Origin of the sequence: Streptomyces sp. NRRL F-6676, from assembly GCF_000725625.1 — a bacterium.
Lineage (GTDB): Bacteria > Actinomycetota > Actinomycetes > Streptomycetales > Streptomycetaceae > Streptomyces.
In genome coordinates this window covers 22608-36160 of sequence record NZ_JOHS01000038.1, presented here as the reverse complement: position 1 = coordinate 36160, position 13553 = coordinate 22608, and the positions used below count along the sequence as shown (strand labels likewise).

General features: G+C 72.9%; 14 protein-coding genes. 8 read left to right on the top strand and 6 right to left on the bottom strand.

Translation table 11 applies throughout. The annotated features are described in order from the left end of the window. Positions 1–28: 28 nt before the first annotated feature. Positions 29–1108, top strand: coding sequence for a hypothetical protein (locus IO29_RS22035; protein WP_051707428.1), 1080 nt, complete (start codon positions 29–31; stop codon positions 1106–1108). Positions 1109–1167: 59 nt separating this feature from the next. Here the strand turns inward: IO29_RS22035 and IO29_RS22030 are convergent, their stop codons facing one another. Then, positions 1168–1758, bottom strand: coding sequence for a DUF6461 domain-containing protein (locus IO29_RS22030; RefSeq protein WP_030382972.1), 591 nt, complete (start codon positions 1756–1758; stop codon positions 1168–1170). A 179-nt stretch (positions 1759–1937) separates the two neighbouring features. Here IO29_RS22030 and IO29_RS22025 point away from each other — a divergent pair, with 179 nt between their 5' ends. From IO29_RS22025 to IO29_RS22015, 3 genes are all read left to right on the top strand, one after another. Next, entirely contained in the window at positions 1938–2933 is a 996-nt protein-coding gene (locus IO29_RS22025) for a hypothetical protein (RefSeq protein ID WP_199806913.1), read from the top strand. 158 nt (positions 2934–3091) lie between these two features. Then, a complete protein-coding gene (locus IO29_RS22020; RefSeq protein WP_033224955.1) occupies positions 3092–4399 on the top strand; it encodes an alpha/beta fold hydrolase in 1308 nt (435 codons plus the stop codon). 195 nt (positions 4400–4594) lie between these two features. Continuing rightward, positions 4595–5422, top strand: coding sequence for a pentapeptide repeat-containing protein (locus IO29_RS22015; protein ID WP_030382969.1), 828 nt, complete (start codon positions 4595–4597; stop codon positions 5420–5422). On the opposite strand, the gene IO29_RS22010 is transcribed toward IO29_RS22015, so the two are convergent. Beyond that, entirely contained in the window at positions 5384–6922 is a 1539-nt protein-coding gene (locus tag IO29_RS22010; protein WP_030382968.1) for a cytochrome P450, read from the bottom strand. The two genes, IO29_RS22015 and IO29_RS22010, sit on opposite strands and share 39 nt — an antisense overlap. Positions 6923–7080: 158 nt before the next feature. Further along, positions 7081–7773, bottom strand: coding sequence for a TetR/AcrR family transcriptional regulator (locus tag IO29_RS22005; protein WP_030382967.1), 693 nt, complete (start codon positions 7771–7773; stop codon positions 7081–7083). A gap of 56 nt (positions 7774–7829) precedes the next feature. Between IO29_RS22005 and IO29_RS22000 the strand changes: the two genes are divergently transcribed. The 4 genes from IO29_RS22000 (at position 7830) to IO29_RS37935 (ending at position 10903) form a co-directional block, all read left to right on the top strand. Beyond that, positions 7830–8948, top strand: a complete 1119-nt coding sequence (locus tag IO29_RS22000) for an FAD-dependent oxidoreductase (RefSeq protein ID WP_030382966.1) — start codon at positions 7830–7832, stop codon at positions 8946–8948. Positions 8949–8993: 45 nt separating this feature from the next. Beyond that, positions 8994–9611: a TetR/AcrR family transcriptional regulator gene (locus IO29_RS21995; protein ID WP_030382965.1), complete on the top strand. Its 618-nt coding sequence runs from the start codon at positions 8994–8996 to the stop codon at positions 9609–9611. A 146-nt stretch (positions 9612–9757) separates the two neighbouring features. Continuing rightward, positions 9758–10480 (top strand): DUF2470 domain-containing protein, encoded by a 723-nt coding sequence (locus IO29_RS21990; RefSeq protein ID WP_030382964.1) that lies wholly within the window; start codon positions 9758–9760, stop codon positions 10478–10480. Between the two features lie 36 nt (positions 10481–10516). Further along, positions 10517–10903 carry a stealth conserved region 3 domain-containing protein gene (locus IO29_RS37935; RefSeq protein ID WP_106969742.1) on the top strand — a complete coding sequence of 129 codons (387 nt, stop codon included), beginning with the start codon at positions 10517–10519 and terminating at the stop codon, positions 10901–10903. On the opposite strand, the gene IO29_RS21985 is transcribed toward IO29_RS37935, so the two are convergent. The 3 genes from IO29_RS21985 to rhaS form a co-directional block, all read right to left on the bottom strand. After that, positions 10892–11917 carry a LacI family DNA-binding transcriptional regulator gene (locus IO29_RS21985; protein WP_030383018.1) on the bottom strand — a complete coding sequence of 342 codons (1026 nt, stop codon included), beginning with the start codon at positions 11915–11917 and terminating at the stop codon, positions 10892–10894. The genes IO29_RS37935 and IO29_RS21985 overlap by 12 nt on opposite strands. Before the next feature lie 61 nt (positions 11918–11978). Continuing rightward, positions 11979–12299, bottom strand: a complete 321-nt coding sequence (locus IO29_RS21980; protein ID WP_030383019.1) for an L-rhamnose mutarotase — start codon at positions 12297–12299, stop codon at positions 11979–11981. A gap of 160 nt (positions 12300–12459) precedes the next feature. Further along, a complete protein-coding gene (gene rhaS, locus IO29_RS21975) occupies positions 12460–13542 on the bottom strand; it encodes a rhamnose ABC transporter substrate-binding protein (RefSeq protein WP_030383020.1) in 1083 nt (360 codons plus the stop codon). Between the last annotated feature and the right edge of the window lie 11 nt (positions 13543–13553).

Below are 13553 nucleotides of genomic sequence, written 5' to 3'. Positions count from 1 at the left end.
GGGAGAGAAGCGGACAGGGGGACGGCACATGACCGACACCGACAACGACAACGCCGAAGACTCCGGCACCGGCACCGTTCGGATCGACGGGAACACGCTGCGGCTGCCGGGCGGATTGCAGGTGCGTTTCATGCGCACGCTGCGGCTGCCCGAGAAGGGCACGCACGCGCTGCCGCCGGGGCTCGGGGAGTTCCCGGTCCGGCGCGTGGAGGACTACGCGGACACCGTCCCGCCCGAGTGGCGGGCGCGCGGCGGGGTGCTGCTGCCGGTGTATCTGCGCGAGGCGATGTGGCTGGCCTTCGGCGGCTCCACGGAGCCGGCCGCGCTCCAGGTCGGGATCGGCAAGGTGTGCGCGGTCTCGGGCCGGCCGTGGAGCGGCCGGCTGGACCGGGACCCGCAGAACTACGTGGTGCTGCCGCGCCAGCCGTGGCTCGACGGCATCAACTCGGGCAAGGGGACCGTACGCCAGTTCGTGGCGGTGCCGCTCGGGCTGGGGGCGACGGTGGAGGGCCAGGTGACGGGCGAGGAGGTGTGGGGCGGCATCCAGTTGCAGTCGTTCCCGCTGAACCCGTCGAAGCTGGAGCAGTGGCGGGCGGACCAGCGCCGACTGGCGCGAGCGTCGCGCGCGGCGGCGGGAGCCTTCGGCGGACCGCCGCCGGCGCCGATGGCGATGATGTCCGCCCCTGGCGCGGCGCCCGGGTCCTCGGGGGCGCCCAAGCGCCGGGCCGCGGCGATGGGGCTGGGCGTGGGCGGTGCGATGCGGCAGGAGATCTACCGCGACGACCGCCCGGCGGCCGACTGGGCGACGGAGCCGGGCGCGCGGGTCTTCGTCCACCTGGTGACACCCCCGGAATGGCGCCGCATCACGGGCGAGGCACCCCCGCCGTCCCCGGTGGACCGGGCGGCGTACACGGCGGCGGGACTCCCGTGGTTCGACTACTACGACGAGGACGGGACGGACGTGGCCCCGGCGGACGAACTGTCGGCGGTACACCCGGTCGGCGACTGGCTCGGCGACGACCACGACCCGTGGCAGCCCCCGACCCCGGGCCAGATCACACCCCTGGGCGACGCGAAGGGAAAGCCGGTGGCGGACGGGGACTGGTGACGCGGCGGGGCCGGCCGCCTCCAGGGTGCCCCACAGGGCGCCCGGCGGGGCCCGACCGTTCAGCGCGGCAGGGGGAACAACCTGCCGCTCCAGCGCTCGTCACCGACGTCCTGAGGCAGCCTCATACGGATGCCGAAGGCGTTCTCCGCCAGTGCCAGGACGCTGTGCAGCGGTGCGACCCGGCCGGGGACGAGTCCGAGCGGCGTCATGGCGCCCTCGAGTCTCGCCGGGTCCTGCCCGGTCGGTTCGATCGCGTGGAGAGTGTGGAAACCGACGACGACATCGCCGTCCACCGCGTACGTGAAGATGTGCATCGGCTTCTCGTTGTAGTGCAGCACGACGGCCTCGGTGCCCACGGAAACGGCGCTCACGATCCCTTCGTCGAGTCCGTGCGCGCCGCCCTGTTCCCATGCCCACGTCCACGAGCCGTCGACACCGCTGGTGACGACCGGCTCGTCACCGTCGTAGAACCCGTCGCCGAAGTCGTCCGACAGGGCCTCGGAGTACCGCGGCGCCAAGGTCTCCGGATCCACCCCCATACGGGTGAGCAGCTCCACGGGGGACAGGTCCCGCACGAAGGTCAGCGTGTAGATGGGGAAATCGCCCTCGCGGAACACGTCCAGTCCGCGTCCCGCCCCTGTGTTCGTCATGCCATGCAGGGTGCCATGCCCCACTGACACCCGGCGTGGATCAGGACAGGGGCGGGACAGCGTGCCGTTGCCTGCCGGTGCGCGGCAGTTGCGGGCGTTCGCGCGCTGCCGGGTTCGCGCCTCGCGCTGCCGCACGCATGTCCGGGATGCTGGGGCACCGTGACGGGGAGGGGGACGGGATGAGGCACATGCCTTTCTTCCGGTGGGTGCTGACGTTGGGGTTCGTGCTCTTCGCCTGTGCCGCCGGGGTGTACGCCGCCGGGACGGACGACTGGCCCGACACGCAGCAGATCGACCTGACGGTGATCGACGAGAAGCCCGACGGTTCGTGCCGGGTCCAGTGGCACGACCCGTTTCAGGAACGGACCCGGGAAGCCGCGTACCACTGCGATCCCGGCCGGGGCGATCTCCTCAAGGCGCCGCAGTACTCCGCACACGAGGGCTGGGAAACCGGGTTCCTCCTCACCGAGGGGCCGGAGCGGGGAAACCTGGAGGAGCTGGCCCCCGAGCCGACCCGCCCCGAGGACGTCCTCCTCCTGCTGGCCATACCGCTCATCGCCCTCGGACTGGTCGGCGGGAACCTTCGAGCCCTCCCCCGGGTCCTCGGCGTACAAGCACGCCTCGTCCGTCGTACGACCGAACTGTCCGGGGCCGCGCGGCGGGCGGCCGAGGACTACGAACGGGCCGTGTCGGCGGTGCGAGAAGCGCACCGGCACACCGCCCTGGGCCAGGGCGACGACGATGCCCCCACCTCCCCGCTGGTCACCGCGCTGTGGGTGTTGCGGGAGGCGGGCCCGGAGGCACGCGAGACGGCGCTTCTCGGCCAGGTGCTCACGGAACGGCTCAACGTTCTGCTGGACGACGCGGCTCCCGCCGCCGGGCTGCGGAGCATGCTGGGGGCCGGCCCGGTGGCCCGGCAGCATGCCGCCCTGGCGGTGGCCGAGCTTCGCCCGCTGCTCGCCGCCGCGGAGCGCGACGGCCTGCCCGAGCGTTTCGCACAGACGTCCGTCGACATGCTCCGGGGCCAGGACACCAACAGCGCCGCGCTCGCGGCTGCGGCCGACTTCGCACGGGATCCGGAGCCGTACGAACTCCTGCTGGCCCGGCTGGCGGGACCCGCGGTCCCCGCACGGACCCCGTCGCCCCGCCGGGCCCGTTGGTTGCGCCGCCGGTGACGGCCTTGCCGTCGGCACTCCGTACGACCGCGCCGCCCGGTGCGCCGCCCGGTGCACCGCCCATAGGGATTTCCCCGACCCCCATCCGCACGCCTCCTCCCGATGTGCTGGACTGATCACCACCCGCACGACCGTCCGCATGCCCCAGGGAGACCCCCTTGAGCCTCACCTACCGCCAACCCGGCGTCGTTCTCACCGATCACCGGTTCACCGTGCCGCTGGATTACGGCGACCCCGGCGGTGAGCAGATCGAGCTCTTCGCCCGCGAGGCCGTCGCCAGTGACAAGGCCGGTGACGACGGTCTGCCCTGGCTGCTCTATCTACAGGGCGGACCCGGTTTCGGGGCGAACCGTTTCAGCGGGAAGCAGGCGTGGCTCGGCCGGGCGCTGGAGGAGTACCGGGTCCTCCTGCTCGACCAGCGCGGCACCGGCGCCTCCACGCCCGCCAACCGCCAGACGCTCCCCTTGCGTGGCGGCCCCCGCGCCCAGGCCGACTACCTCGCGCACTTCCGCGCCGACGTCATCGTCCGCGACTGCGAGGCCATCCGGCCGCGGCTCACCGGCGGCGCCCCCTGGACCGTCCTCGGCCAGAGCTTCGGCGGCTTCTGCACCGTGCGGTACCTGTCCGCCGCGCCCGAGGGGCTGAGCGCCGCGCTCCTCACCGGCGGGCTGCCGTCCCTCACCGTCCACGCCGACGAGGTCTACCGCGCCGCGTACCCCCGTATCGAACGCAAGGTCGCCGCGCACTACGACCGCTACCCGCAGGACGTCGAGCGCGCCCGGCGCATCGCCGAGCATCTGCTCACCCACGAGCCGGTCGTGCTGCCGAACGGCTACCGGCTCACCGTCGAGGCGTTCCAGTCCTTGGGCATCCTCCTCGGCAGCGGCGACGGCAGCCACCGGCTGCACTACCTCCTGGAGGACGCCTTCGTCACCACCCCCGACGGGCCCGCGCTCTCCGACGCCTTCCAGGAGGAGGCGCAGGCGCAGCTGTCGTACGCCGCCCACCCGCTGTACGCGCTCGTCCACGAGACGATCTACGGCGGTGACGGCCGCCCGACCGACTGGTCCGCGGAGCGCGTCCGCGCCGAGTTCCCGCAGTTCGACGCGGCGAAGGCGCTGGCCGGTGACGGTCCGGTGCTGTTCACCGGCGAGTCCGTGCACCCCTGGATGTTCGACTCCGACCCCGCGCTGCGCCCGCTGCGCGAGACGGCGGACCTCCTCGCCGCCCGCACCGACTGGCCGCCGCTGTACGACCGCGAGCGGCTCGCCGCCAACGAGGTGCCGGTGGCCGCCGCCGTCTACCACGACGACATGTACGTCGACACCGCGCACGCGCTGGAGACGGCTCGCGCGATCCGGGGGCTGCGGACGTGGGTCACCGACGAGTACGAGCACGACGGGCTGCGGGCGAGCGGCCCCCGGGTCCTGGACCGGCTGCTGGCGCTGGTGAGAGACGAGGCGTGAGGGCGGGCGGGGGCGTCGGGCCGGGCGGAGACGTGTCGCCGGGCGAAGGCGTCGGGCAGATCGAGAGGGCAGATCGAGAGCGTCGGGCCGGGCGGAGACGTGATGCCGGGCGAAGGCGTCGGGCAGATCGAGGGCGTCGGGCCTGGCGTTCGAGCGGTGTTCGAGTGGGGTGCGGCCGCCGATTAGGGTAGGGGCATGCCCGCCTCCCCCGCCGACCCCGACCTGCGCGCGGACTGCTCCCGCTGTTTCGCCCTGTGCTGTGTCGCCCTGCCCTTCACCGCCTCCGCCGACTTCGCCCGGGACAAGGCCGCCGGCACCCCGTGCCCGAACCTCGGCGGCGACCACCGGTGCGGGATCCACGACCGGCTCCGGCCGGAGGGGTTCACCGGCTGCACGGTCTACGACTGCTTCGGCGCGGGGCAGAAGGTCTCGCAGGTGACCTTCGGCGGGCGCGACTGGCGTACCGGCGGCCGGGCGCACGCCCGCCAGATGTTCGACGTCTTCCCGGTCGTCCGGCAGCTGCACGAGTTGCTGCACTACCTGGGCGAGGCCCTCGCGCTCCCCGCCGCCCGCCCGGTCCACGCCGAGCTGCGCCGCGTCCGGGAGCAGGTGGAACGGCTCAGCCTCGGCACGCCGGAGGAGCTGGCCGCGCTGGACGTCGGCACGCACCGGCAGGAGGTGGGCGCGCTCCTGCAACGGAGCAGCGAGCTGGCCCGGGCCGGGCTGCGCGGCCGCCGCAAGGACCGGCGCAACGCCGATCTGCTCGGCGCCCGGCTGAGGGGCGCCGATCTGCGGGGCGTCAGCCTGCGCGGCGCCTGCCTGATCGCCGCCGACCTCACCGGCGCGGATCTGCGCGGCGCGGATCTCCTCGGCACCGATCTGCGCGACGCCGACCTCGCGGACGCCGATCTCACCGGCACCCTGTTCCTGACCCAGCCGCAGCTCACCGCCGCCCGCGGCGACGCGGGCACGAAGCTGCCGGCGTCACTCGGCCGTCCGGTGCACTGGACAGCGCGCGGCTGAGGAGACATCCCCGGGCGGCGGAGCCGACGGAACCGCGGTGCTCCGCCGCCTCTCCAGCCCGATCCGCAGCCCCTCCGGCATCAGCGTCAGCCGTTCCGCGACCCGCAGCCGATAGGCGGGGTCCGGCCGCAACTCGTAGCGGCGCAGCAGCAGTCCGAGGACGAGCGTGGCCTCGTGCAGCGCGAACTGCCGGCCGATGCAGGCGCGCGCCCCGGTGCCGAACGGCTTGAAGGTGTGCGCGGGCCGGGCCCGTACGGCGGCGGCCTCGAACCGGTCCGGGTCGAACCGTTCCGGATCCGGTCCCCACACCTCGGGATCCCGGTGGAGCATCGCGGTGAGGACGAGCGCCCACGCGCCGCGCCGCATCGGGTGCTCCTCCGCGAGCACGGTGTCCTCGCGTGCCTCGCGGGCGAAGGCGGGGGCGGTCGGCCAGAGCCGCAGCGACTCGTCGAGCACCCGGCGTACATAGCGCAGCCGGGCGACCTGGGCGTAGTCGGGCCGGGGGGTGTCGCCCCACACCGCGTCGACCTCGGCGCGGGCGCGGGCGGCGATCTCCGGGTGCAGGGAGAGGTAGTGCAGGGCGAAGGAGAGGGCGCCGGAGGTGGTCTCGTGTCCGGCGACGAGGAAGGTGATGACCTGGCGGCGCACGTTGTCCGGGGCGAGCCGTTCGCCGGTCTCCGGGTGCGTGGTCTCCAGCATCCGGTCGAGCAGGTCACCGTCGCCGTCGCCGCCGGTGCCGCGTCGGGCGGCGATCACGGCGTCGACCGTGCGGTTGAGCAGCGCGATGTCGTCCTCGTTGCGGCGGGCGGCGGCGCGCAGGAGCAGCGGGGCGAGCGGTCCGGGGACGGCGTTGCGGCGCTGGGCGTAGGTGAGGGTGCCCACCATGGCGGTGACGAAGGGGTGCGGGCGGGCGCGTTCGAACGAGCCGAAGTCGTGGCCGAAGCCGGTGCGGGCGATCGTCTCCAGCGTCAGCTTGGTCATGTCGGCGGGCACGTCGACGGCGCGGCCCGCCGCCTCCTCCAAGTCCCAGCGGTCGACCAGCCGTTCGGCGACGTCCAGCATCATCGGGTGGTAGCCGCCCATCGCCTCCCGGCTGAACCCGGGGGCGAGCACGTCGTGCGCGAGCTGCCAGTTCGGCTCGTGGTTGTAGGCGGTGAACAGCCCGTCCCCGGCGACGGGGCGCAGATTGGCCACGCCGAGGCCGACGTGCTTGGCGAAGCGTGACTCGTCGGCCATGTCGGCGGCGTACCGGGTGCCCCACACGAACACGAACTCCCGCCGGAAGACCTTGCGCCGGAACACGGGCCCGAGCATCCGCGCGTACCGCATCGAATCCTGCAACGGCCGCCGCGCGTCGGCCCCGAGCAGATCCCCGCCGACGGGCAACCGACGCGGCGGATGCGGTATGCGGTCCAGCTCGGGCCACCCCGACTCCGCGCTGCGGAACCCCTTGGGGAGCCCGTCCCGCGTTTCGGGCGCGCCTACCGTCGTCCGGGCCATGACGCCCTCCCCCTCGGCGCGGCAGACGGATGTGACACCCTGGCGCACGCCTCGTGTTGTACGTGGGTTCAATAACGTCGCCAGTCTGGTCCCGCACCGAACCGCCGTCAAGCATCGGTGGAGGCCCCGGGCGAGGACCGGGGGCGAGAACCGGGCGGTCAGGCCGGTGGCCGGTCGAGCCGGGCGGCCACGGCGTCCAGGACCCAGTCCAGGCCGGTCGTGAAGGAGGTCTCGGGGTCCACGTGCGTGGCGTCGTGGACGGCCTTGGACAGGGCGGGGAACCGGCCCGTGGCCAGCATGTTCGTGACGTGCGGGCCGCGGGCGCGCTGCCAGTCACGCTTGGTCAGGCCCGTGGCGCGTTCGGCGCGCAGGTTGGTGATCTCGCGTCGGATCGCGCCGATGTAGTAGGCGCTGACCGTCTCCACCGCGCGCATGACGGTGTCGATGTCGGCGCGGCCGTCGAGGGCGGCCAGGGTGGACTCGCTCAGGGCGAGTCCGTTCGGGCCGAGCGCCGGGCGGCCGCCGAGGAGGTCGGCCAGCCATTCGTGACGGAGCGCGGCCCGCCGGGTGCGGTGGGCGAGTCCCCGCAGCGCCTCGCGCCAGTCGCCGGCCGGCTCCTCGGGGACGATCTCCCCCTGAACCTCGTCCACCATGAGGTCGAACAGCTCCTCCTTGGTGGCGATGTACCGGTACAGCCGCATCGGGCCGGCGTCCAGGCGGGCGGCGACCTTGCGCAGCGACACCGCCTCCAGGCCGCCCTCGTCGGCCAGCGCGACGGCGGCGGCGACGATCCGCTCCCGGTCGAGCGGCACGGGATGGTTCGGCGGCTCCGGCCGGTCCCAGACAGTCATGGGGACACGGTACCGACCTTGCGATGCGCCGTAATGCGTCGATACGGTGTATCGACATGAGACAACGTATCGCTGTCGTAGGGGGCGGCCCCGGCGGGCTCACCTTCGCGCGCGTCCTGCACCACCACGGTCACCCCGTCACCGTCCTCGAACGCGATCCCGGTCCCGACGCCCGTCCCCCGGGCGGCACGCTGGACCTGCGGGAAGGGATGGGTCAGGCGGCGCTGGAGAAGGCGGGACTGCTGCCGGAGTTCCGGGCGCTGTCCCGTCCCGAAGGGCAGGCCATGCGCATCCTGGCCCCGGACGGCACCGTCCTGCGCGACTGGCGGCCCGGCCCGGAAGAGCTCGCCAACCCCGAGATCGACCGGGGACACCTGCGTGACCTGCTGCTCGGCCCCCTCGACGTCCGGTGGGACCGGGGCGTGACGCGGGTGGTGCCGGGGGGACGGGACGGCGTACTGGTCCATTTCGCGGGCGGGCGGCGGGAGACGTTCGACCTCGTCGTCGGCGCGGACGGCGCCTGGTCCCGGGTGCGCCCGGCGCTCTCACCGGCGACGCCGCACTACACCGGCGTCACCGCGGTCGAGACCTCCCTCGACGACGTCGACGCCCGGCACCCGGACCTCGCCCGGCTGGTCGGCGACGGTTCCCTCGCGGTGTACGGCGTGAACCGGGCCCTCGTCGCGCAGCGGAACAGCGGCGGTCATGTGAAGGTGTACGCCCAGTTCCGGGCGCCGCTGGACTGGCACGCGGAGCTGGACCTGGCGGACGCCGAGGCCGTGCGGGCGTTTCTGCTGGCCCTGTTCGAGGGCTGGGCCTCCCCCGTCCTCGACCTCCTCCGCCACGGCACGGCCTTCACCCACCGCCCCCTCCACGTCCTGCCCGTGTCCCACACCTGGCCCCACGTCCCCGGGGTGACGCTCCTTGGCGACGCCGCCCATCTGATGCCGCCGCTGGGGGCGGGCGCGAACCTCGCGATGCTGGAGGGCGCCGAACTCGCCGAGTCCCTCGCCGCCGGAACCGGCGATCCGGACGACGCCGTCCGCGCCTTCGAGGAACGGATGTGGGAACGGGCGGGTCGGTGGGCCAGGATGACCGCGGACGGTCTGGAACGGCTCGTCAGTGCGGACCCCGGTGCGGCGGTCGCTCTCTTCGACCGGGTTCAGGCCCGCTGAGCGCCGGGGGCGTGGGTGCCGGGGGCGGGACAGTACAGTGCGGGCATGACCGACGGGGGCGAGGCGCGGGTGCGGCGGCGGTTGAGTACGCAGGAGCGCCGGGAGCAGTTGCTGTCGGTCGGGGCGCGGCTCTTCTCCGACGATCCCTATGACGACGTGTGGATCGAGCAGGTCGCCGAGATCGCGGGCGTGTCGCGCGGGCTGCTGTACCACTACTTCCCCACCAAGCGGGACTTCTTCGCCGCCGTCGTCGCGCGCGAGAGCGAGCGGATGCTACGGATGACGGCCGCCGTTCCGGGGGTGTCCGTACGCGCGCAACTGCCCGCCGGGCTCGACACCTTCCTCGGTTACGTGGAGGAGCACGCGCACGGCTTCCGCGCCTTCCACCGCGCCGACGCGGCCGGTGACCAGGCGGTGCGCGACGTCTACCGGCGGTCGCTGGCCGCCCAGGAGCGGCAGATCCTCGCCGCGCTTGCGGCCGACCCGGAGTTCGGCTGGACCACCGAGGAACGGCCGGAGCTGCGGATGGCGGTGCGCGGCTGGCTGGCCTTCACGACGGCGGTGTGCCTGGAGTGGCTGCGGCACGGAGAGCTGAGCCGGGAGCAGGTGCGGGATCTGTGTGTACGGGCGCTGCTGGGGGCGGTGGGGGCGGCTTCCTCCTGACGGCCGGCGTGTGTCCGGCGGAGACGCCGGCGCGTGTCCGGCGGAGACGGCCGGCGTTCGTTCGGCGGTTGTGGTGGGCGGTTGTGGTTGGCGCACTCCCCGATCTTCGGTAAGTTAGGCGAGGCTTACCTAAAGGAGGCTTGGGCATGGGTGACCCTCACACCTGGACGGCGGCGCCCGCCGCGGCGGAACGCGCCCGCACGGTGCCGGCCACCGCGTGGAGCTGCGCGGTGACCTCGGAGGGCGGCAAGGAGGAGTTCGTCGGCGCGCACCGCGTCGACGCCGACGGCAGAATCCTGCTCACCGTGCCCGAGGGCAGCGGACTGCTCGCCGCGGCGATCTGCGCACCACGCGGCGAGCCGTCGGCGGTGCTGGAGTTCGCCGATGTCGCGCCCGTGCCGGTGCGGGCGCGGATCCGCGCCCGGTTGTGGCTGGCGGGGTGGTGCGCGGTGGAGGAGGAACACCTGGTGTTCCGGCCCACGCGAGTGGTGCTGCGGCAGGCGTCGGGGGCGGTGCTCGTCGACCTCGACGAGTACGCGGCGGCCGAACCGGATCCGCTGGCCGGGGCGGAGGCTCGGCTGCTGACCCATCTCGCGGACTGCCATCCGGAGGCGGTGGAGCGATTGAGCCGGCTGATGGGGCCGCAAAGTCTGCGGGGCGCGGTCCGGGTACGCCCCCTCGCGGTGGACCGCCACGGCTTGACCCTACGGGTCGAGCGCGCACGCGACCACGGCGACGTCCGTCTGCCATTCCACCGCCCGGCGGACGATGTGGCGCAACTGTCGGAGCGGATGCACGTCCTACTGGCCCAGGCGGCACGGACGTGCGGAGCGAGGGCATTCCCGCACGTGACGGAAAACGGCGCGTGACGCGCCGTTCCGTTCACCGGCGGACACGGGCGCGTCATGACCGGAGCACCCTCAACTGCGAGCGGTGATGGAGGAGTTGACGCACGGTTCGCAGAGGAGGTGCAACGCACCAGCCGGTCCCGGTTCCGTGCGACGACGGACATCGCCATGGCGACCTCCGCTGGAGACACGCTTCCCGTTCGCCAATCCCTGGGAAAGGCCGCGCCCCGGTGCGGACGGTTGCACACCTGCGGACCGCCGTTGACTCAAGAACTCAAGAGCCGCCTCGCGGTCGTTCCGCGGCGCGGGGTGGCCGGTCGCTCCTCCCGGCCACGCGGGATGCGGCGCGGCCGGGCACTCCCGCGGCCACCCCCCGGCCCCCCAGGCCCCCCAGGCCCCCCAGGCCCCCCAGGCCCCCGGCGACGGAACCGCTCAGCGCAGTGACAGGCTGGAGCGGCGGACCACCAGTTCGGGCTGGAGGACGACCCGGCGGTGTTCGTGCGGGCGGGACGCCGTCTCCGCCTCCGTCTCCTCCAGGAGCAGCTCCGCCGCCAGCGCCCCCATCGTCACCGCCGGCTGCCGCACCGACGTCAGCGGCACCGCTGCCGCCGCCGCGAACTCGATGTCGTCGTAGCCGACGATCGCGAGGTCGTCCGGCACCCTCACCCCCGCCGCGAACATCGCCTGTAGCACCCCCAGCGCCAGCAGGTCGTTCGCGCAGAACACCGCGGTGGGCCGGTCGGCCAGACCCAGCAGCCGCGCCCCCGCGTCCCGCCCCGCGGCCACGTCGAGCCGCTCGGTGGGCAGTTCGCGCAGGACGTCCTCGCCGAGCCCCGCCTCGGCCAGCGCGTTCAGCGCGCCCGTGCGCCGGTCGCGCACCTGGCTGAGTCCGGACGGCCCGCTGACGTACGCGATCGAGCGGTGCCCCGCGTCGACCAGGTGCCGCACCGCGAGCGCCCCGCCCGCGACGTCGTCGACGGAGACCGAGCACTCGGTGGTGCCCTCGGCGACCCGGTCGACGAGGACGAACGGGATCTGGTGGCGGCGGAACGCGTCGATGTTCCGCCCGCTCGCGTCGGTCGGCGTCAGCAGCACGCCCCGTACCCGCTGCTCGGCGAAGAGGGCGAGGTACTCGGCCTCCTCGCCGGTGCTCTGGGCGCTGTTGCAGACCATCACGCCGAGCCCGGCGTCCCGCGCGGCCCGTTCGGCGCCGCGGGTGACGTCGACGAAGAAGGGGTTGCCCATGTCGAGCACGAGCAGCCCCATGATCCGGCTGCGGCCGGCCCGCAGTTGGCGGGCGGACTCGCTGCGGACGTAGCCGAGCCGGTCGATCGCGGAGAGCACCCGGGCACGGGTCTCCGAGGCCACCGTGTCGGGCCGGTTGATGACGTTGGAGACCGTGCCCACGGAGACTCCGGCGGCGCGGGCGACGTCCTTGATACCCACCGAATGGGCCATGGGGCAGGTACCTCCAGAGTAAGTGCGCGGGCGGGGCGGTGAGACGGACGAACGTGGCCGCTCAGGCCAGGTGGAAGACCTCGGTCAGCGGTTTCATCGCCTCGTCGGGACGGCTCCCGTCGAGCGCCTCGAACAGCGGGCCCATCTCGGCCTGCCAGCGGCCGTTGACCTCGGTGGCCTCCATGCCGGCCTTGGCCGCCTCGAAGTCCTCGGTCTCCAGGTAGCCGACGAGCAGGCCGTCCTCGCGCAGGAAGAGGGAGTAGTTGTGCCAGCCGGTCGCCGACAGTGCCTCGCGCATTTCCGGCCACACCGAGGCATGCCGCTCACGGTACTCGGCGATGCGGTCCTCGCGGACCTTGAGGAGGAAACAGACGCGCTGCATCGAACTACCGCTCCCTTGAGGGGTGAAGCGGGCCGGCCGGGCGGCCGGTGACCTCGCGGCCACCGATCGTACGACCGGCCCACGCTCGCCGGGAGATCCCGGCGAGGTTGAACAATCAGTGAAGAATAAGCCAGCATGCGGCCGTTGATCAGGAGTTGGATCAGAAGTCGAACTGGTCGATGTTCTTCTTGTCGAACACGGTCGGCTTGCCGAGCGCGATCACACCGTCCTTGCCGATCGTGTACTCGCCCAGGTCGCCGGCCTTGAAGGTCTCGCCCTCCTTGCCGGTGATCTGCCCGGAGGACAGCGCGACGGCGGTGCGGGCGGCGAGCTCGCCGAGCTTCGCCGGGTCCCACAGCTCGAACGCCTCGACGGTGCCGTTCTTGACGTACTTGCGCATGTCGTTGGGCGTGCCGAGGCCGGTCAGCTTGACCTTGCCCTTGTACTTCGAGCCGGACAGGTACTGGGCGGCCGCCTTGATGCCGACGGTGGTCGGGGAGATGATCCCCTTCAGGTTCGGGTGCTCCTGGAGCAGGCCCTGGGTCTGCTGGAAGGACTGCTGGGCGTCGTCGTTGCCGTAGGCGGTCTTGACGAGCTTGATGTCCTTGTACTTGTCCTTCTTCAGCTCGTCCTTCATGAAGTCGATCCAGGTGTTCTGGTTCGTCGCGGTCTGCGCGGCGGACAGGATCGCGATCTCGCCCTTGTAGCCGATCTGCTCGGCCATGAGCTGCACCTCGGTGCGGCCCAGGTCCTCGGCGGAGGCCTGCGAGATGAAGGCGTTGCGGCAGTCGGTCTTGGTGTCCGAGTCGTAGGTGACGACCTTGATCTTGTTGGTCATCGCCTGCTTGAGCGCGGTGCACAGCGCGCCCGGGTCCTGCGCGGAGACGGCCATGGCGTCGACCTGCTGCTGGGTCAGCGTGTTGACGTAGGAGACCTGTCCGGAGGTGTCGGTGGCGCTGTTCGGACCGACCTCCTTGTAGGTGGAGCCGAGCTCCTTGACGGCCTTCTCGCCGCCCTTGTCGGCGACGGTGAAGTACGGGTTGTTGACCTGCTTGGGCAGGAAGGCGACCGTCAGGCCCTTCTTCGTCGCGGCGTTCGGGTCGGCCTTGCCGGCCGAGTTGTTCGAACCGCCGTCGTCCTTGACGTCGTTCTTGGTGGTGCCGCCGCACGCGGTCAGGGCGAGGGCGAGCGAGGTGGCGGCGGCCAGGGCGGCGCAGGTACGGCGGATGTTCGGCGAGCGCATGACGGTTGTCC